The 20,825-nt window shown below is 34.4% G+C and carries 19 protein-coding genes; 10 read left to right on the forward strand and 9 right to left on the reverse strand.

From position 1 onward, the window contains the following. Positions 1 to 14: 14 nt before the first annotated feature. Positions 15 to 1,286: a DUF2851 family protein gene (locus ACJAZK_RS09460; RefSeq protein WP_415223722.1), complete on the reverse strand. Its 1,272-nt coding sequence runs from the start codon at positions 1,284 to 1,286 to the stop codon at positions 15 to 17. Between the two features lie 479 nt (positions 1,287 to 1,765). Between ACJAZK_RS09460 and ACJAZK_RS09465 the strand changes: the two genes are divergently transcribed. After that, entirely contained in the window at positions 1,766 to 2,563 is a 798-nt protein-coding gene (locus ACJAZK_RS09465) for a DUF3050 domain-containing protein (protein WP_415223723.1), read from the forward strand. Positions 2,564 to 2,901: 338 nt separating this feature from the next. Then, complete coding sequence (locus ACJAZK_RS09470; RefSeq protein WP_084142328.1) at positions 2,902 to 3,030, forward strand: 30S ribosomal protein THX; 129 nt, start codon at positions 2,902 to 2,904, stop codon at positions 3,028 to 3,030. A 10-nt stretch (positions 3,031 to 3,040) separates the two neighbouring features. Here ACJAZK_RS09470 and yaaA read toward each other — a convergent pair whose 3' ends face one another. The 3 genes from yaaA to ACJAZK_RS09485 form a co-directional block, all read right to left on the reverse strand. Next, on the reverse strand, positions 3,041 to 3,799 hold the full coding sequence (gene yaaA, locus ACJAZK_RS09475) for a peroxide stress protein YaaA (protein ID WP_415223724.1): 759 nt from the start codon (positions 3,797 to 3,799) through the stop codon (positions 3,041 to 3,043). Positions 3,800 to 4,138: 339 nt separating this feature from the next. Next, positions 4,139 to 5,176, reverse strand: a complete 1,038-nt coding sequence (locus tag ACJAZK_RS09480) for an RluA family pseudouridine synthase (protein ID WP_415223725.1) — start codon at positions 5,174 to 5,176, stop codon at positions 4,139 to 4,141. A 2-nt stretch (positions 5,177 to 5,178) separates the two neighbouring features. Next, positions 5,179 to 5,739 (reverse strand): PASTA domain-containing protein, encoded by a 561-nt coding sequence (locus ACJAZK_RS09485; RefSeq protein WP_415223726.1) that lies wholly within the window; start codon positions 5,737 to 5,739, stop codon positions 5,179 to 5,181. A gap of 367 nt (positions 5,740 to 6,106) precedes the next feature. Between ACJAZK_RS09485 and ACJAZK_RS09490 the strand changes: the two genes are divergently transcribed. Both ACJAZK_RS09490 and coaD read left to right on the forward strand, forming a co-directional pair. Next, positions 6,107 to 7,081 carry a D-alanine--D-alanine ligase gene (locus tag ACJAZK_RS09490; RefSeq protein WP_415223727.1) on the forward strand — a complete coding sequence of 325 codons (975 nt, stop codon included), beginning with the start codon at positions 6,107 to 6,109 and terminating at the stop codon, positions 7,079 to 7,081. 33 nt (positions 7,082 to 7,114) lie between these two features. After that, positions 7,115 to 7,567, forward strand: coding sequence for a pantetheine-phosphate adenylyltransferase (gene coaD / locus ACJAZK_RS09495; protein WP_415223728.1), 453 nt, complete (start codon positions 7,115 to 7,117; stop codon positions 7,565 to 7,567). A 250-nt stretch (positions 7,568 to 7,817) separates the two neighbouring features. Here the strand turns inward: coaD and ACJAZK_RS09500 are convergent, their stop codons facing one another. The 3 genes from ACJAZK_RS09500 to alaS all read right to left on the reverse strand — a co-directional run bounded on the left by ACJAZK_RS09500 (position 7,818) and on the right by alaS (position 11,723). Next, complete coding sequence (locus ACJAZK_RS09500; RefSeq protein ID WP_415223729.1) at positions 7,818 to 8,777, reverse strand: GSCFA domain-containing protein; 960 nt, start codon at positions 8,775 to 8,777, stop codon at positions 7,818 to 7,820. Between the two features lie 191 nt (positions 8,778 to 8,968). Next, complete coding sequence (locus tag ACJAZK_RS09505) at positions 8,969 to 9,064, reverse strand: hypothetical protein (protein WP_415223730.1); 96 nt, start codon at positions 9,062 to 9,064, stop codon at positions 8,969 to 8,971. Between the two features lie 43 nt (positions 9,065 to 9,107). Beyond that, positions 9,108 to 11,723 carry an alanine--tRNA ligase gene (alaS, locus tag ACJAZK_RS09510; protein WP_415223731.1) on the reverse strand — a complete coding sequence of 872 codons (2,616 nt, stop codon included), beginning with the start codon at positions 11,721 to 11,723 and terminating at the stop codon, positions 9,108 to 9,110. 194 nt (positions 11,724 to 11,917) lie between these two features. Here alaS and ACJAZK_RS09515 point away from each other — a divergent pair, with 194 nt between their 5' ends. Genes ACJAZK_RS09515 through ACJAZK_RS09535 form a run of 5 tightly spaced genes read left to right on the forward strand, consistent with a single transcriptional unit; the run spans position 11,918 to position 15,164 of the window. After that, the gene (locus tag ACJAZK_RS09515; RefSeq protein WP_415223732.1) at positions 11,918 to 12,889 is read left to right on the forward strand and encodes a M23 family metallopeptidase; all 972 of its coding nucleotides are present in this window, start codon (positions 11,918 to 11,920) and stop codon (positions 12,887 to 12,889) included. 4 nt (positions 12,890 to 12,893) lie between these two features. Then, complete coding sequence (locus tag ACJAZK_RS09520; protein ID WP_415223733.1) at positions 12,894 to 13,223, forward strand: MerR family transcriptional regulator; 330 nt, start codon at positions 12,894 to 12,896, stop codon at positions 13,221 to 13,223. 12 nt (positions 13,224 to 13,235) lie between these two features. Further along, entirely contained in the window at positions 13,236 to 13,838 is a 603-nt protein-coding gene (locus tag ACJAZK_RS09525) for a LemA family protein (RefSeq protein ID WP_415223734.1), read from the forward strand. A gap of 2 nt (positions 13,839 to 13,840) precedes the next feature. Next, on the forward strand, positions 13,841 to 14,278 hold the full coding sequence (locus ACJAZK_RS09530; protein ID WP_415223735.1) for a TPM domain-containing protein: 438 nt from the start codon (positions 13,841 to 13,843) through the stop codon (positions 14,276 to 14,278). Between the two features lie 25 nt (positions 14,279 to 14,303). After that, on the forward strand, positions 14,304 to 15,164 hold the full coding sequence (locus tag ACJAZK_RS09535) for a TPM domain-containing protein (RefSeq protein WP_415223736.1): 861 nt from the start codon (positions 14,304 to 14,306) through the stop codon (positions 15,162 to 15,164). Positions 15,165 to 15,607: 443 nt separating this feature from the next. Here ACJAZK_RS09535 and ACJAZK_RS09540 read toward each other — a convergent pair whose 3' ends face one another. After that, positions 15,608 to 18,388, reverse strand: a complete 2,781-nt coding sequence (locus tag ACJAZK_RS09540; protein ID WP_415223737.1) for an outer membrane beta-barrel protein — start codon at positions 18,386 to 18,388, stop codon at positions 15,608 to 15,610. A 381-nt stretch (positions 18,389 to 18,769) separates the two neighbouring features. Next, a complete protein-coding gene (gene der / locus ACJAZK_RS09545) occupies positions 18,770 to 20,077 on the reverse strand; it encodes a ribosome biogenesis GTPase Der (RefSeq protein WP_415223738.1) in 1,308 nt (435 codons plus the stop codon). A 576-nt stretch (positions 20,078 to 20,653) separates the two neighbouring features. On the opposite strand from der, the gene ACJAZK_RS09550 reads away from it, so the two are divergent. Further along, positions 20,654 to 20,785 carry a hypothetical protein gene (locus ACJAZK_RS09550; RefSeq protein ID WP_415223739.1) on the forward strand — a complete coding sequence of 44 codons (132 nt, stop codon included), beginning with the start codon at positions 20,654 to 20,656 and terminating at the stop codon, positions 20,783 to 20,785. Positions 20,786 to 20,825 lie beyond the last annotated feature (40 nt).

Consider the following 20,825-nt stretch of genomic DNA (forward strand, 5'->3'; position numbering starts at 1 on the left):
CGGCAAGTTAAAATTTATTTTGTTAACAATACGTTCCCAACAGCACATTGCAAACATTTATTTTTGTCGCAATACTCTGTTTTTAATTGGACGAAGGCTTGTGATTCTAAAGCAGATTTAGGTTTTTGTTTCAATTGGTTAAAACCATTTATTATAGAATTTTTCTCAGCAGCTACTGCATTTATAATCTCCAATATCGTTTCATCAATAGCTTCTCCATTTTGTTTGGCATAGCAGAATTTGATAGGTAAAATCGTATTTATTAATAATAAGTCCACAAATGCTTTAGTCACTTTTTTACTACTCTGCTTAGATTCTTTATCAAAGGTGTAGTGCGTTTTCCAAAATGATGAGGGGCATACTTCAAAAAGGGTATAAATATCAGACAGGTTTTCTGCGGAAATCACTTTTGAAAACAACTGCTGCTCCTTATGGTACAAATTTGCTAGTTGTGATAAACGTATCGTCGGAAAGTTTGGAGGTCGCAATCTAAAAAATCGCACGTCGACGACACCTTGAGTGTTCAACTGAAACTTTTGTTTTAAAAATTTATATTCTTCCTGAAGCGTCTCATAATAACTCGTATTACTATCTTTTTCTAGTAATCCAGCCTGACCAAAAACCAAGGCTTCCAATTGCTCTAATTTAGAACTTGATTTTCTCACTGTAGAGAACTCTATGGAATTAGCTATGCTAGCAAAAGAGGCACCATTGACTTTAAGTCCAAAGTTTTTAGCCAGTAGTTTAAAAAATACAGCTTCCCAATCGTTTTTTGATACTTTTAATAAGCCTTCAATGGTTTTAGATTTTCGTTCTAATCGTTCAAAATATAACCGTTCTTGCCAGTTTTTGAGTGTGAATTCATCTACATCAGGGAAATCTTTTTCACAATTAATCCATTTCTTTTTTGAAGAAAACAACTTGTAATAGTTGTCCAGTAATGAACTATCAATAAAATTTTTGAGTTCTAAAGTTGGGATTGTAGAATTATCATGTCTAAAAATATCTGTATCGTGTTCATAAACAACATGCAAAATCACATTATCATAAGCAGAGTCTTGTTCGTGACCATGCACAAACCAATCGCTAGATTTTATATGGATCTCAATATTACCAGCCCAAAGTTGTTCCCCAATTCTAATTTGACCATTAAAAAAGTCTGGACCAGAATTATGGTTATGCTGTCCTACACTTAGGATTTCTAAACACTCATGATGTGTTGTTTTTAAGTGGAGTACATCCAACTTTTTATGTAACCATAAGTAGTGTAAGAAATCTTCTTTCATTTATAAATGTATGAATTCTAACTTTATAGTCATATTTATTTTGTGTTTTTTACCCTATGAGTATTTCAAAACATTTAGCCGCGCCGATACGAGTTTTGTTTTTTTTGGTGATAACTAGACTTGTTTAAACCTCGAGAACCAACCAGAAGTAGATTGAAAAAACGCTCCAAATACCATTTTAAATGATGCTCAAATTTTAGAACAATAAATAGCTCTCTTGACTGAAGAGGTGATCTAGAGCGATTTTGAAGATGTTAAATACGACAACTACTTTAGTAGGCTCAATGACATCAATGAGCACTCACATTATCACTTGAAACTAATTACTCTATTACAAAAGACTGCAAACGTTAAATAATTAAAATATATGGCCTTACATATATCACATTTGCGATAAAACACTGACCTTTGCAAAGCTTATATATCAACCATTGAAACCGCAGATATCTCAGCACATTATAGGCCATTAAAAAAACGGAATGAATAGAATACAATACATAGAAAACGAGATTTCTGGATTAAGAAATCAATTGCAAAATCATAAACTTTATGAAAATTTAAATAGTATAGAGGACATAAAAACCTTTATGGAAAGTCATGTATTTGCAGTATGGGATTTTATGTCACTTTTAAAAAATCTTCAAATAAATTTAACAACCGTAAAAACACCTTGGACACCACCAAAAAACCCAACATTATCAAGATTTATAAATGAAATCGTTCAAGGTGAAGAAAGTGATCTTAACGAAATAGGCGAACCTAAAAGTCATTTTGAAATGTACTTGGATGCCATGTTGCAAACTAATGCAGATACTAATGAAATAAATAAGTTTATAAAACTTATAAAATCCGAAAATTCAATCGAATATTCGCTAAATGAAATCAATATTGACAGAAGAGTTGCTAATTTTGTTAAATTTTCATTTTCAATTATTGACACAAATAAACCGCATCTTATCGCTTCTGCATTTACGTTTGGGAGAGAAGATGTCATTCCTGACATGTTTATAGAAATTCTTAAAAATTCGGACTCTAAAAATAAGTCTTACAGCAAATTAAAATATTACTTGGAGCGTCATATTGAACTAGATGGAGATGAACATGGACCTCTCTCACTCAAAATGGTTGCAATACTATGCGGAGATGATGATGTAAAATGGAATGAAGTGTTAACTACTGCCAAGAAATCTTTAGAAAAAAGAATTGAGCTTTGGGATGCCATTAACGATTTAATTCAAAATGAAAAGCCATCGTATAATACAGTGCAGGAAGTATAATTATTCGAGACTTCCTAAGTCGCTTGGTGTTTATTTATAGATATTTTTAAACAAGAGTACTTCAAAAAAATGTAACTAATCACCACTCTAGAGTCAAATGTATTACAGCTTGGGTCACTTGTTTTTAGTTGTTTGCAAAATACATTCTTACTAATTGATATATTGGCTACTCTAGATGGAGAGACTCAAGAAAAAGTTTTAATAATTCTTTGTTAAGTCTATACCTGAGACATCTGTTAACTATAGAATTAACTACTAAAATATTTTAGTTATCTTAAGGTTTTAAATTAAACATAAAATAGTTTCTGGTTTTCGCGGGAACAAAAAACCACTTTTTGATGGGAAAAGGAGACAAAAAATCAAAACGAGGAAAAATAAATATTGGCAGCTTCGGAGTTAAGCGACGTCGAATTAAAAAACGTCCTAAAACCGAAGACAAAATAAAGCCAGGTAAAAAAACCTTATAATCTCACCTTACTATCTTGTAAACACAAGTTCTTTGTCGCTCGATAAATTCTCAGTATAGCGATAGTTATCATGATTAAAACCTTTGATATCTTCTATAGTCTTAGCGTTCGTATCAATCACATATCTTGTCATTAAACCTCGTGCTAATTTTGAAAAAATAGCAATGGTTTTATATTGCCCATTTTTTAATTCTTGAAACTTAATATCTACAACTGGCACTTTTAGAACTTTGGTGTCAATAGCCTTGAAATACTCTTGACTTGCCAAATTTAAAAACAACTCATCGTCTTCTAACTCATCGTTTAAGGCTTGAGTAACTTGTTGTTTCCAGAATTCATATAGATTTTTATTTCTACCAACTGGAAATTTGGTTCCCATTTCTAATCGATACGGCTGGATAAGATCCAATGGTTTTAAAAGTCCGTAGAGTCCTGATAGGATTCGCACCGTATCTTGAACTTTATCCAATTTCTTATTATCAATAGAATAAGCATCTAATCCTCGATATACGTCACCACTAAAGGCGTAGATAGCTTGCCTGGCATTCTCTTTTGTAAAAGGCACTGTCCATTGTTGGTTACGATCGTAATTAAGTTGCGCCAAATTATCTGAAATCTTCATGAGCTTAGATAATTGTTTTGGCGACTCTTTTTTCAACAGTTTATTAATACGTTGTGATTCATTTAGAAAGCAAGACTCTGTCGTTTTTGTCGTTGGCAATTTACTGTCGTAGTCTAGTGATTTTGCTGGTGATAATACGAGTTTCATAGTTGTTACCTACAAAAGCAGGTATGTTATTAAGTGTTAAACATCATCTCAAATGTAAAGTTACAATAGAATAATAAAATTGTCAACTCATTTATTTTAAATGTTTCTATGAGATAATAACCAAAAGTTATAGAAAAGGCTAAGACTTGCGTTAAGGATGGAACAGTCTGTTTGAGCTCACCCGATTTTTATCGGGAAGCGAGTAGAGAGAGCCTGACGTTTTGCGATCCTGCGAGGTTTCTTTCAAACCTTGTAGGCATGAGCAAAAGGTAACGCCCTAAAAACCATAAGGCCCTTACCTTTACGAATTAAAGATTCCTGTCTTCGCAGGCATTGCTTTTACTGCATGTGTGTTGCATAATGTCTCCACTTATCAATACACTCTTGCATATCTGCTGGAACTGGCGAATCAAAACTCATGTGCTCACCAGATGTTGGATGCACAAATCCTAAGGTTTTAGCATGTAATGCTTGTCTTGGTAAAATCTTGAAACAGTTGTCCACAAACTGCTTATATTTTGTAAATGTAGTTCCTTTTAAAATACGTTCACCTCCATAACGTTCATCATTAAAAAGGGTGTGACCAATATATTTCATATGGACACGAATTTGATGCGTGCGACCAGTTTCTAATTTACAAGTGACCAGAGTGACATAACCTAAACGTTCAATAACTTTATAGTGCGTCACCGCTTGTTTTCCTTTCTCATCTGCATCCTCACCTTCAAAAACGGTATTCTGTAATCTGTTCTTTGGATGACGACCAATATGACCTTCTATTCGACCTTCGTCATCCTCCATATTCCCCCAAACAATCGCCACATATTCTCGCTCACTGGTTTTATTAAAAAACTGTTTTGCGAGATGCGTCATTGCGTGTTCCGTTTTGGCAACAACTAGTAATCCTGACGTATCTTTATCAATACGATGTACTAATCCTGGACGCTCACTAGAATTATTAGGCAAATTGTCAAAATGAAAAATCAAGGCGTTAATCAAGGTTCCTGAATAGTTACCATGTCCTGGATGAACGACCATCCCTGGAGGTTTATTAAGCACTAAAAGGGCATCATCTTCATATACAATATCTAAAGGAATATCCTCTGGTGTCAATAAATTCTCATAAGGTGGATGCTCAAAGAGCACACGAATGGTATCTAAAGGCTTCACCTTATAATTCTGCTTTACTTGGACGTCATTAACATAAATACTGCCATCTTTGGCTGCTGCCTGAATTTTATTTCGGGTCGCATTCTCGATACGATTCATCAAATATTTGTCTATGCGAAGTGGTGCTTGGCCTTTATCTGCTGTAAACGAATGATGTTCGTATAACTCATCATCATTCTCTTCTGGTACTGTGTATTCTGTAGTCATCTTTAGTTGGATCCTCGATTTCCGTTGCCTAAAACAACATCAATTTTTGACGTTAGTGGAAGCATATCTCCCGCTTTTACGGTTTTTCCTTTGTGCTTTATAGCAATCACTTCTTCCTTACCTATATCATCGATATAGGTAACGCTTCCAACTTCAAAACCTAAGGTTTCTAATGTAGGTTTTGCCTGACGAAATGTGCGTCGCACAATATTTGGAACTGATACTTTACGATATCCTGATGGATTTAAAGTCAAGTAAATTTTTCTATTTTCTTTAACCTGTGCCCCCGCTTTTGGGTATTGCTCAATCACAGAAAACTTAGGGTATTTAGGGTTGTAATTTGCTGAATCTTGAATTTCCATCACCAAATCATTATCGTTTAATTCTATTTTTACCGTTTTTAAGGATTTCCCTTTCAATTCAGGCACTTTTATAAATTCTCCATGATTGGTCGTCCAGTCCAAATATTGTATCGTTAAAAAGACAATGACAAACAAAACAATTACTGCTAATCCTAATTGTTTGAAAAAGGTCTTACTCTTAAGAAACTGTATGAAACTCATGTATTAATTTATTGTTCGGCAAATATATAAAAACGAAAGGGTTTTTATTATGAACTCAACTTGACTTTTTATGTTTCACCGAAAATGTGTCTAAATTCGCTGAAATGAGAATATTTTTTAAAGTCATAGCATCGCTCTGGCACATAAAATAAGGGAAATATGAGCGAGTTTTGACCATTTTTTAGGAAATAGATAAAGTCGAGTTGAGTTCTATGGTTTATTTGGTATTTTAGCTTAACTGATAATAGATATAATTTATTGTTAGTTTTGAGGATGTTAATCGATGAGACTCTTAAGAAATTGAAGTTTTCAAAAATACAAATACTGAAATACTGAAACAAATTCAGCATAAGCAAGTTTAGCAAGCATGAAAAAAAATATTGCCATCATCATGGGTGGATATTCTAGTGAATATGACATCTCTCTTAAAAGTGGACAAGTGGTCTATAAAACCCTTGACAAATCGAAATATAACGCCTATCGCGTCCATATTTTTAAAAATAAATGGGTCTTTGTTAATGATATGGATGAAGAGTTCCCAATAGATAAGAATGACTTTTCTGTGTTAGTCAATGACACCCGAATTACTTTTGACTGTGTTTTCAATGCGATTCATGGTTCACCAGGAGAGGATGGCTTTATGCAAGGCTATTTTGAGTTGTTAAATATTGCACATACAAGCTGTAACATGTATCAAGCAGCACTAACGTTTAATAAACGTGATTGCTTGAGTGCTCTAAAACCTTACGGGATTAAAACTGCAGCGTCTTACTTTGTGAACTTAGGTGATCCTATTGATGAAGACGCTATTGTCAACAAAGTGGGTTTACCTTGTTTTGTGAAAGCAAATCGTGCTGGAAGTAGTTTTGGAATTTCCAAAGTATATAAAAAAGAAGACTTACAACAGGCGCTTGATGTTGCTTTTAAAGAAGATGATGAAGTTATCATTGAATCTTTTTTAGATGGCATTGAAATATCTGTAGGCGTTATTACTTATAAAGGTGACACTGTTGTGCTACCCCTTACTGAAATTGTTTCAGAAAACGACTTTTTTGATTATGAAGCTAAATATCTTGGGAAATCTCAAGAAATTACACCTGCAAGAATTAGTGAAGACAAAGCAGAACTAGTGAGAACGCTTGCTAAGAAAGTATATAACGTTCTAAAACTTAAAGGGTTTAGCAGAAGTGAATACATCTTTAAAAATGGAGAACCTCATCTATTAGAAGTCAATACAGTTCCTGGTTTAACTGCTGCTAGCATTTTGCCTCAGCAAGCTGCTGCAGCTGGTATTAGTGTGAGTGAATTGTTTGAGAATGCTATAGAAGAAGCCCTCAAATAAATAATAATTATCTTTGAAAGCAGAAAATAAATTATGAAACGAGCAATTTTCCCGGGATCATTTGATCCTATCACTTTAGGTCACTACGACATTATTAAACGTGGTATTAAGCTTTTTGATGAAGTTGTCATTGCAATTGGTATTAATGCCGAAAAAAAGTACATGTTCTCCTTAGAACAACGACAACGATATATAGAAGATGCTTTTAAAAATGAGCCAAAAGTTAAAGTTGTTACTTACAGAGGTTTAACCATTGATTTTTGTAAAGAAATTGACGCAGATTTTATACTTAGAGGGTTAAGAAACCCAGCAGATTTTGAATTTGAAAAAGCCATAGCACATACCAATAGGAAATTATCAAAAATTGAAACTGTATTTTTATTAACAGCAGCTAGAACGTCATATATTTCATCCTCTATTGTTAGAGATGTCATTAGAAATAATGGTGATTATACGGTTTTAGTTCCAGATAGTGTTAGGGTATAAAACATCTAAATTACGTGATTTTTAGTTTTAAAAATCTTCATTTAAAGACACAAAAAAAGCATCAGATTTGTTTGGGCCTTTTGGGGACTACAAAATGAACTGACGCTCTCTTACAATTGATTAATAGCAATACGAATATATAACTAATTCTAAGCTACATAGGACTTTTTCGACAAGAGGTCATTAAAAAAGACGAAGCGTAAATCACTGAACTTAAGTTCATAAAATAGTTAAACTAAGAGCAAATGACTTAAAATGCAATGTGAGAGAACTTTGATTCTATATCGGTTTTCTTATCATCCAGGCGGTTTAGAAAGACCTGATGCGCTTCAGAATTTGGATTAAACGGTAGGTGTGCTAATCCCATTTGAATCTCCTCAATGGCTTTCATTGTATTTTGTGTGTCTTCCAAAATCCAGACCTCCACAAAACGCTCCCAAATATAATTAACAGCAGTGGTATTTGGATGCAACATATCCTCGGTATAGAATCTATAATCACGAAGTTCATCCATCATTATCTCATAAGACGGAAAATACGCTTCGGGAGTACGCATTGAACCGTCGTTAATTACGCTGTGTATCGCCGTAATAAGATGTGATTTACTTTGGGTATTCTCAACAAATCCGTCTTTAATATGTCTCACTGGTGACACCGTAAAAATAAAGGATGCCTTAGAGTTTACACTTTTAACTAAACTTATAATAGCATTCAACGATGCTGCGATTTCATCTACAGAAAGCAGTTCTTTCAAGAATTTTTTCTGCGGAATCTTATGACAGTTGGCGACATACGTATCTGTTTCAATAAAACGATATGCCCAAGCAGTTCCCAGAGTAATTACGACATGAGACGCCTCTTTTAAAAACTGATGCGTACTTGTAATAGTAGCATTTAAATCTTGAAGTAGTTGGTCTTGCGACGCGTTACTCAAACGAGAATGTGCATCATAACAATGCCATTGCTCGTTATGGAAAAAAATAGCGTCTTTAGTATAACTCTTTTTATTAATAGCATTTGTAATCAAGGTTTCAATCGCTAAAGGATGAAACAAGATCCCAAACGGATTTTGTAGTTTCTGAAATTTAAAATACTCGAACTTCACACCAATGTTTTCAGAGAAACATGAGCCTAACAAAAGCACTTTTGAGTTATAATCTATTTGATTAAAATGTTGAGCGATTAGTGGTATTTTGGTTTGTAGGTTCATATCTATTGACTTTTATTTCTCGCAAAGACTCAGAGATGCAGAGTCACTCTTATGTGTTTACTAATCTCTACTCTATAACTGAATATTAAAGACCTCTAAATTATTTGCAGTTCTATTGATTCGTGTTCAAATTAATGGATTGTTAAAATTAATTGATAATCCGAGTTTAAAATTGATACGTTTAAAATATGTTAATAATTGGTTAGATGAACTGGATGAATTTCTTGAACAAATTTAATTTCAATTATAACGTTATCTGCTACAATTAAAGCGGCTCTATAAGTCAAGTCTAATTGCTCTTTGCACCTATGCGTCTTTGCGATAAATTAGCTAGACCAAATAAACTTCAGCAGCTGTCAAAGCCTCCTCAATGCCTTCAGGTTTTTTCCCACCAGCAGTTGCAAAGAATGGTTGTCCGCCACCACCACCTTGGATATGCTTACCTAGTTCTCTAACTATAGTTCCTGCATTGAGATCTTTACTGGTTACCAATTCTTTTGAAATGTAACATGACAAAATAGCTTTACCGTCATTTTCTGCTCCAAACAACAAGAATAAATTATCAAATTGACTGCCTAATTCAAAACACACATCTTTAATTCCAGAGGCATCTAAGTCTAATTTCTTAGCTAAGAAATTTATGCCATTAACTTCGGTGATTTCATTTTTAAGATCCCCTTTTATAGCTTTTGCTTTATCTTTTAATAAACCATCAATCTGTTTTTTGAGAGTTACGTTTTCATCCTGTAAACTTTGTAGTGCTTTAACAGGTTCTTTTGCATTATTCAATAGATCTCTCATTTCAAAATACGTCCTGTTATTTTCAAAGTAGAACTCTTTAACAGCATCACTTGTAATCGCTTCAATACGACGAATACCTGAAGCTACCGCACCTTCTGATACAATTTTAAAGTGCCAGATATCACCTGTATTTTTCACATGCGTTCCTCCACATAGTTCTATAGATTGTCCAAAACGAACTGCGCGTACTGTATCACCATATTTCTCACCAAATAACGCCATAGCACCATCGTCAATTGCTTGTTGCATTGGTATGTTACGCTTTTCTTGTAATGGCAATTGGCCGTAGATACGTCTATTGACAAAATCTTCTACGTCTCTTAATTCATCAACAGTCAATTTTGCGAAATGTGAGAAATCAAATCGCAAATATTTAGAATGTACCGCAGATCCTTTTTGCTCCACATGAATTCCTAAAATATCACGAAGTGCTTGATGTAATAAATGTGTTGCTGTATGATTACATTCTGTTCTATAACGTTGTTTAACATCTACAGAAGCTTTTTGAGTGTCATTGACATTTTTCGGTAAACTTTTAGCAAAATGAACTGCTATATTATTTTCTTTTTTGGTGTCCACAATGTAAACGACATCTCCTTGAGCATTTTCTAAATACCCTTTGTCACCAACTTGTCCTCCTCCTTCAGCATAAAAAGGTGTCCTATTAAAAATCAGTTGATATAACTCACCATCTTTTTTAGAAGTGACCTTTCTATATTTAGTGATTTTAACTTGAGCTTCTAGAGTATCATATCCAATAAACTCTTGTTCTTCATCTTCAATAAGGATAGTCCAATCATCAGATTTTAGTTGTGATGCTTCCTTTCCTCTACCTTGCTGTTCTTTTAACTTCTTATCAAAATCTCCATGATTGTAGGTATATCCATTTTCGCGAAGAATCAAATCCGTTAAATCCTCTGGAAACCCATAGGTATCTTTAAGTTCAAATACCTTTGTTCCCGAAATTTCTTTCGTTTGTGAGTTCTCAATGATGCGGTCTAATAAAATCAATCCTTGATCTAAAGTTCTCAAAAAAGAAGCTTCTTCCTCTTTAATTACATTTTCAATCAATTGACGTTGTACTTTCAACTCAGGGAATGTTTGTCCCATTTGTTTTACAAGCACTTCTACTAATCTATAGATAAAGGGTTCCTTTTTATCTAAAAAGGTAAACCCGTAACGCACTGCACGACGCAAAATTCTACGAATGACGTAACCAGCTCCTGTATTGCTTGGTAATTGACCATCAGCAATAGAAAACGAAACAGCCCGAACATGATCTGAAATCACACGAATGGCGATATCTATCTTTTCATTTTTCCCGTAGTCTTTATCTGTAATGGTTTCAATTTCACGAATGATAGGTGTAAATACATCGGTGTCATAATTAGACTGCACACCTTGCATCACCATACATAAACGTTCAAATCCCATTCCTGTATCGATATGCTTATCTGGTAAGTTCTCTAAAGACTTATTTGCTTTCCGGTTATACTGCATAAAGACCAAGTTCCAGATTTCTACAACCTGAGGATGATCCCTATTAATTAAAGTTTTTCCATCCACTTTAGCTTTTTCTTCCGCAGAGCGTATATCCACATGAATTTCACTACAAGGTCCACAAGGCCCTTGATCTCCCATTTCCCAAAAGTTATCGTTTTTGTTTCCCATAAGGATTCTATCTTCGGAAATGTGACCTTTCCAAAAATCGTAAGCTTCTTGATCCATGGGTAACTGATCAGCATCATCACTACCTTCAAAAACAGTAACGTAAAGCATCTCTTTATCGATACCAAATTTATCAGTCAATAGCTCCCAAGCCCAAGCAATAGCTTCTTTTTTAAAGTAGTCCCCAAAACTCCAGTTACCGAGCATCTCAAAAAGTGTATGATGGTAAGTATCATAGCCCACTTCTTCCAAATCATTATGCTTACCAGAAACGCGAAGACATTTTTGGGTATCTGTGAGACGACTGTTCTTGGGTTGCGCATTTCCGAGGAAAAATTCTTTAAACGGTGCCATACCAGAATTGACAAACATTAATGTTGGATCGTCTTTTAAAACCATTGGTGCAGATGGTACTATGCTATGCTTTTTTTCTTCAAAGAAGTTTAAAAATGTATTTCGAATGTCTTGAGACTTCATGTGCTTGTTATTATTTTTTTCATTTGTCACATAGAACATCTAAAAAAACAAGAACTTTTTTTAATTAAAGTTATCGTTAGATATTTCATTTATTGTGATTAAAACGTGTTTCTATTATATTCGATAAATGAGAAACAATTTATATATTTGTGTTACGTTCTATTTAGTCTTGCAAAAATAGAATTTTTTAAGATATGGCTAAAGTAAAATATCATTACGATTCAGAAACACTTTCTTACCGCAAAATAGAGCGTAAGAAGGGGAAAACCGTGACGTATGGATTTATTTTTTTATTAGCCTCTTCTCTTTTCGGATTTCTATTCGTTTTTATTGCGAGCCAATACATACAATCACCAAGAGAACGCGCTTTAAAACGGGAGCTTTCTAATATGGAATTACAATACCAGTTATTAAATAAACGTGTTGACAATGCGTTTGCTGCTTTAGAGAGCGTAGAAGAGCGTGATAACTCTATTTATAGATTATATTTTGAAGCTAATCCAATACCAGAGGAACAACGTCGCGCTGGTTTTGGAGGTGTTAACCGTTATAAAAAATATGAGGGTTATGACAACTCAGAACTCATTATAGAAAGCAACAAACGATTAGATAAACTTCAAAAAGCGGTGGTAGTACAATCGCGATCCTTAGATGAAATTGCAGTTTTAGCAGAAGATAAAGAGAAATTCTTATCCTCAATTCCAGCGATTCAACCTGTAAGAAATAAAGACCTTAAGCGTATGGCTTCTGGTTATGGCTATAGAACAGACCCGTTTACTAAGGTGCGGAAATTTCACTTTGGTATGGATTTTACTGCGCCTCGAGGCACACCTGTGTATGCCACTGGTGACGGGGTAGTCATACGAGCAGACAATAATGCTACAGGTTATGGTAATCACATTAGAATAGACCATGGCTATGGCTACATGTCACTTTATGCCCATTTATATAAATATGAAGTGCGTTCTAACCAAAAGGTGAAACGTGGTGATCTCATTGGTTACGTTGGTAGTACTGGACGATCTGAAGCGCCGCATTTACACTATGAAATCTTTAAAGACGAAGAACGTATCAATCCTATTAATTTTTACTACGGAAATTTAACTGCCGAAGAATATGCGCTTTTACTGCAAAAAGCATCCTTAGAAAATCAATCTTTAGACTAAAGCTATGTACATAAATATTCCGGAAAAACGCTATTATGGTATTGGCGAAGTCGCTAAAGCTTTTGACGTCAACACCTCTTTAATTCGGTTTTGGGAAAAAGAGTTTGATATTTTAAAACCAAAAAAAAATGCTAAAGGCAATCGTAAGTTTACGCCAGAAGACATTAAGAACCTGAAGTTTATTTATCACTTGGTAAAAGAACGCGGATTCACATTAGAAGGCGCAAAAACTCATCTTAAAGAAGGTAAAAAACAATCTCTTGACACTTTTGAAATTATAGAAAAACTAGAAGGTATCAAAGCACAACTTAACAAAATAAAATCACAACTATAAAACTGTATTATCATGAAAAAATTACTCGTTCCTTTAATTATTATAGCCCTTTTAGTAATTGCTGGTTACTCTTGGGGAAAAGGATTTAACAATACTGCAGTTCAGCTCAACGAAAATGTAGGCGAGGCATGGGGAAACGTTCAAACATCTTATCAACGTCGTAACGATCTTATTGGTAATTTAGTAAACACTGTAAAAGGAGCTGCCGATTTTGAACGCAATACATTAACCGATGTGATTGAAGCGCGCTCTAAAGCAACTCAAACCACTATTGACCCCTCAAATATTACACCAGAGCAGTTGAAACAATTCAATGAAGCGCAAGGCGGATTAAGTAGTGCGCTATCAAGACTTTTAGTTACTGTTGAGCGTTATCCTGATTTAAAATCGAATCAAAACTTCTTGAAACTTCAAGATGAATTAACAAGCACTGAGAACACAATTCAAACCGCACGTACACGTTACAATGAAGCCATAAAGCCCTATAATATTCATGTGAAAGAATTCCCCAATAGTATTTTTGCAGGAATTTTCGGATTTGATGCTAAGCCCTATTTTGATGCAGAAGCTGGCGCTGAAAAACCTGTAGACGTAGAATTTGATTTTGGTAAATAATTATGTCTAAAGTAGAAGCCTTTTTAACAGCAGAAGAAGAACAAGAAATCATTGGTGCGATATGCGATGCAGAAGAGAGCACGTCTGGTGAGATTCGTGTGCACATAGAACGAGCATCCCAACTTGATGCCTTTGAGCGTGCTATGGAGGTTTTTCATTACTTAAAAATGGATAACACCAAACAACAAAATGGTGTTTTAATTTACGTCGCTATTGATACCAAAACCTTTGTGATTTATGGTGACAAAGGCATCAATGATGTTGTGCCTACTCATTTTTGGGACAGTACAAAAGACGTTATGCAATCGCATTTTAAAGCGAATAGGTTCAAACAAGGTCTCATTGAAGGCGTATTACAAGCAGGTGAGCAATTAAAAAAACATTTCCCATGGATTCATGGCGATACAAACGAATTACCAAACGAGATTTCTAAAGGATAAAACAGTGAGCAATATGCAGTATGCAATGAGCAGTAAAAAAAGAACATATCACTTGATGGGTTCAATGAAGAGTCTTTTGATGTTTTCATTCGTATTTTTATGTTGTGCTCAAACAGTTTCTGCTCAATTTGACATCCCTCCTATTCCAGAGAAGCAGACGAGTGTCTATGACTATGTTAAACTCTTATCTTCTTCAGAAAAAGACAATCTAGAGCAAAAGCTTATTCGATATTCTGACACGACCTCATCTCAAATTGTTATCGCTATTATCGCCACTACTAAAGGTGAAAATATTGGGCTCTTAGCGCCTAAATGGGCTCAAGAATGGGGTATTGGTCAAGCTAAAGAAGATAATGGTGTGTTTATATTACTAGCGCGCGAAGATCGTAAAATATGGATTTCTCCTGGCTATGGTGTTGAAGACAAATTAACTGCTGGTATTACAGGAGAAGTCACGAGAAATATTATAATTCCTGAATTTAAAAGAGGAGACTATTACCAAGGCCTCAACAAAGGTTCTGATGCTATTTTTGAAATATTAAAGGGCACTTACCAAGGCACACGACAATCCAATAATTCTGGTGGTGATTTTCCGGTCGGAGTTTTTATAGTCATGTTCATCATTTTTATAATTTTTATAATTGCCATCTCTAAAAATAGACGTGGAGGTGGAAATAACGGAAGCGGTGGCAAAAGAACGAATAGTACCAGCATTTTAGATGCTATCATTTTGAGCAATATGGGTCGCGGAAGTTATGGCAATAGATCTGGCGGAGGTCTCTTTGGAGGCGGCAGTTCTTCTGGAGGTGGCTTTGGAGGAGGCGGTTTTGGAGGCGGCTTTGGAGGTGGTGGATTCTCGGGAGGTGGTGCTGGTGGAAGTTGGTAGGTTTTTAGTCTTTAGCTGAAACTCAAATATATCTCAAGGTTAAATACAAAAATTAATTCCTTCCCTGTATTCAAAGAAAGACACATTTGATTTCAGTAAAAAATCAAAACCGGAAGGATTCAAATCTCTTGTAATTTCTCAAAATGTTTACAATATTTTCTTCGGAAATATAAAACGTTCTCACTGACGGGCTCAAAACCCTCCTAATTCAGCAGAATTGAATTTGTCTTCCCTTCGCTAAGAAGAAAAGCGCTAGATTTTACTCAGTTTTAAAAAAAATTGATGACTGGATATTTAGAGCTTAAAAACGTTATCAAGATCTCAAAACTAAACATTAAAAATAACGACCTCTTCTGTGAGAACGCGTGCTCTCCTTTAAAAGCAGGAGCATTACCTAGTTCTATTTAATATAAATAAGTAGCTGTTGACTGTTGACTAAAAATCTAATCCATAAAGAATATATCACCTTGACCTGTTTCTCCTTTTGACCCTAGACTATTAAATTTCCAGCTAAAGCTTAACATAAAGTACTGCTCCAATACTGTACTCTGGCTATCTTCAATAAAGTTTTGAGTTGCTTGACGTCTTGCGTTCGTATTTTGATTCAACAAATCATAAACTTTCAAAGTCATGAGTGCTTTATCATCTAAGAATGAATAGGCAAGCGTAGAATTCCAAAACCATGCGCTCTTTTGAAATCCTGCTGCAACATTAGGGTTGTATGCAAAATCGATGTTATTAGTCCATTCAAAAGCTTTAGGAAGATAGGTTGTGAAATTTAAATCTAAATCGTGTCTAATAAAATCTACATCTTCAAAGGCATCAACATCAAAGGTGTTTTTTGTAAATGTTAATCGATAACGAGGTCTTAATTCTAACACCTTTTTCCAGGTAAACCGCAATCCAGCACTAGGGGTTAATGATGTTACGTTGCTTTTATATTGAACTTCATTATTAAAATTCACATTACGGTTTAAACTGGCTGACATTCCAGCATCAAATTTGATGGATCTAATAGAGTCTGTTTTAACCGTTTTGCTGTAGTTGATGTTTCCGTAGAGATCATAATTACCATTTACATTGGCATAGGTGGTTGTTCTCTTTAAGGTTTCTGGATTTACAATGGTTCTAGAAACAACCGCATTATTATTAAAATTAACACTTGCATAGCTATAGATTCCTGTTTTTTTCTGAAAATCAAACGCATTATAACCCATATACAAACGATGACTATTTGTGGGTTCTAAATTTGGATTACCAGTAATCGTATTTAAAGGATTGTTAACGTTTTGAAAAGGTTGCAACTGTGTTAAGCTTGGTGGTCTATTATTTAGGGAGTAACCCGTGTACATAGATGCTTTCTCGCTAAAGCGGTAATTAAAATAAGAGCGTAATTCTATAGCCTCAAAGTTTCGTTTTATATCTAATTCTGGTCGTAAAAAGTCTTTATTTTCGAGTGTTCTAAATACATATTTGGTCGTAAAACTGGTGGACCATTTTTCTTTACGATATGATAATTTCAAGGATGGTGAATTTTCTTTATTTTGATACTCAAAGTCTGTACTTAAATCGAGATTAAAATCGGTAAATTGATTAGTCACCTCATCACGATCAAACGTACTTCGTAAATTAGTACGATTATCGTCTCTAAAGTTATATTCAAAATCTAAGAATAACTCTTTTGCTATTAGAGGTAATCTGTAAGTTGCTGATGCATTAAAACTGCGGTTATTATTTTCAGAATCGGTGAATTGATCTCGAATAATATCCTCATTTGAAGAATTTAAAAAGTTAGTCTCTGAGGTTAAAAAATCATTGGATACGCTTGTATTATATTCGGTATCTATTTTAAACTTTAAGAATGCACCGTTATTACCAAATCGTTTTGTGATATCTAATTCGTTATCAAAATTCTTTGCATCGCTTTCAGAAAATGATGCCGTTGTAGATTGATTGGTCAATTCATTATCTTCATTACGTGTTTCTTCATCTTCGGAAAACGTTCTATTAGATGTTGACCATTTTAACGAAGGATTGATATTAATTAAAAACGTAGAATCAATTTCTATATCAAAACCAAGATTAGCACTATGGTTTTCTCCATTACTTAAAGATTTTGATCGCGAATCTGAAAAGAATCGCGAATCTGGTAAGATATTTTCACGTGCTGTCATGGTTTCGTTATCTGAGTTACTACCAGAGTAAAAATAATCGGCATTGATTTCTACTTTATCACTAAGAACATCTGCATAGTTAGCACCTACATTTTGGGATGTCGTTATGCCTTCTCCATTACCAAATGATCTACCGTCAATTGTAAATGCACCACTACTATTCATACTCATACTATAACCACCTCCAAACATTTCTTGAATTTCTCCAAAACTAAATCCTGGGGAATTGGTATTATTTCCACCAGCGAGAACACTTACACGTCTATCGTTATCAAAAACGTTGACCATACCAGCGAGTTCGTAACGCTCATCTGTCCCTGCACCTCCTGAAACCCTACCAAAAACGCCTTTATTATTTTCTTCTTTAATAGTAAGATTAATAGTTTTATTCTCTGTATCGCCTTCTTCTCCTGAGAAAGCCTCAGACTTCGTTTTGGTATCTGTGATTTGAACTTTCTCTATAATATCCTTTGTGAGGTTACGCGTCGTTATTGTTGGATCGTCACCAAAAAAGGGCTTCCCATTAACTAATATTTTACTTACATCTTTACCATTTACAGTGATTTTACCTGCTTCATCCACCTCTACTCCAGGTAACTGCTTTAATAAATCTTCAACGTTAGCATCCTTCTTGGTTTTAAAAGATTTTACGTTGAACTCCAGTGTGTCTTTTTTAAAGGTAATTGGTGATCTTGATTTTATGACGACTTCATCTAAAGCATTACTAATCCTTAAGGCTATAGTGCCAATATCTATGATACCTTTGTTAATTGTAATCTGCTTGAAATAGGTTCTATAACCTACATAGTCTATATATAAATTGAGTTTTTCGTCGTAAGTTTCCTCTGAGATTTCAAACAAACCTTCTTTGTCAGAAATTGTATACGTTACTAGACTACTATCTTTTAAGCGCTCCAAATAAACCGTTGCCGCTTCTAAAGGCTCTTTATTGTCTTGGGAAAGTATTTTTCCAGAAATTTTAAATGTCTTGGATTGTGAGAATGAAAGGGACACACTTAGGAGTATGAAGACATAAAATAATTTATTCATTTAGCTGATTGATTGATGATTAGTGCTGTTTTATTACAAAACGAATATACTTTAGTTTTCGTATGAAATTTCTTAATTATTTCATAAAATTTAAAACTACTCTCCTTCTTTTAGAAAAGAGAATTCTTAGACAAGTTGTATAAAGAAGTTTAATCATTTTTATGGCCAAGACTGTTAAAAGCACAAACTTAGTTTTTTCAATAGCCTTAATGGATTATTGTCCACTCACTCCTAGTCTTTGAGCTCAGTCTTCTTGTGTAAGATTATGTCTTACGCGTTCAGTTTTAACAGGTTGTTATACTCACAAAAGCAAACATCCAATAGTCAAACTATTGGATGTGGCACATTTCCGAAGACAATAAGTTTAATAAAAATAAATATTTATTTTTTACGCATGTAAATGCTAATAGGAACTCCTTTAAAGTCAAACAACTCTCTTAGATTATTCTCTAAGAAACGTTTATATGGGTCTCTCACGTACTGTGGCAAGTTGCAAAAGAATGCAAACTGTGGCTGTGGAGTAGGCAACTGCATGATGTATTTAATCTTTACGAATTTACCTTTATATGCTGGTGGTGGATAATTCTCAATAACCGGTAATAAAACTTCGTTAAGCTTACTTGTTTTGATTTTTTTAGTTCTATTTTGATATACTTCAACAGCTGTTTCAATCGCTTTATAAATACGCTGTTTAGTTAATACTGAAATAAACACAATTGGGACATCTGTAAAAGGTTCCATTTCTTTTCTGATCACCTTTTCATACTCCTTCATGGTCTGGGTTTCCTTTTCTACCAAATCCCATTTATTGACAAGTACTACGATACCTTTACGATTACGTTGTGCTAGCCAGAATATATTTTGTACTTGACCATCAAATCCTCGAGTGGCATCTAAAATAACAAGACATACGTCACAATGCTCAATAGCTCGTACACTTCGCATTACAGAATAGAACTCTAAATCTTCTTTTACCTTAGATTTACGTCTAATTCCTGCTGTATCTACTAAATTAAATTCGAAACCGAAGCGGTTATAAGTCGTATCTATAGAATCCCTAGTTGTACCTGCAACATCTGTTACGATGTAACGCTCTTTACCAATTAGCGCATTAATAAATGATGATTTTCCAGCATTAGGACGACCAACGACCGCAAATCTTGGCAAATCGTCTTTTTCTTCCTCTTCTTCTATTTCTGGTAAAGCTTTAACTAGAGCGTCTAGTAAATCTCCTGTTCCGCTTCCATTAATACTGGCAATTGTAAAATATTCTCCAAGACCCAATGCGTAGAATTCTACTGCGTCTTCATTACGTTTACCGTTATCAACTTTATTTACAACTAAAAATATTGGTTTGTCAACTTTACGAAGTAATCGGGCGACATCTTCATCCATTCCTGTAACACCGGTCTCAACATCTACCATAAAAATGATAGCATCTGCTTCATCGATAGCCAATTCTACTTGTTTATCGATTTCTGCCTCAAATACGTCATCACTTCCTTTGACATATCCACCAGTATCTATTAAAGAAAATTCTTTTCCGTTCCAGTCACTTTTACCATAGTGTCTGTCTCTTGTTACACCACTTACTGCGTCAACAATGGCTTCTCTACGTTGAATTAAGCGATTAAATAAAGTTGATTTCCCTACATTTGGACGACCAACTATTGCAACTATACTACCCATAACTTCTTTATTTTATTTGCGTTACATATCCTGTAAGCGGGTGCAAAGGTAAACAATATGTTGGATGCACTATTATTTTTGCCTTAAATAGTAGTGAAAGAACTCAATAACACTTTTTTTTAAAAGTTTGAATGCGTAGCTTTTGAGAGTTTAATCAAAAAACAGTAATTTAAAATGTTCTTATGAAATTACAATGTCTCAACCCATAAAATCATATTAAGACCGCGTTTTAAGTTTCATCTAAAGGAAAACAATACCTCTATTTTAGATTTTTTTGAAGATACTGAGACGACTCAAAAAGATTTTATTGTATCCCGTATTGATAATCATATATCTATTAAAATCCCAGAATAACAACAGCATTATTGGTCACCTCAGTTGCACTTAGAGATTAACCAAAACGAGAACAAAGGCAGCATTATTTATGGCCTTTTTGGCCCCAATCCAACCATCTGGACACTATTTATGTTTTTTCATTTTGTTGTGGCTGGATTATTTATAGGAAGTGGAATTTTGACCTATGTCAACTGATCTTTAGGCGACAGTTATACCTTACCATTGTTTTTCACGCTTTTCATGATTGAAATATGGCTCGCACTCTATTTTGGTGGTCGCTTAGGCAAAAAAACCGGAATGACACAAATGCACGAATTACATCATTTTATGACCGATACCTTGAGAGATAATGGGATTCATGAAGAAGGTTGAGAATACTCCTTGAAAACTAAATACCAATTTTATTGATTAT

Origin of the sequence: Psychroserpens sp. (genome assembly GCF_047633235.1) — a bacterium.
GTDB lineage: Bacteria > Bacteroidota > Bacteroidia > Flavobacteriales > Flavobacteriaceae > Psychroserpens.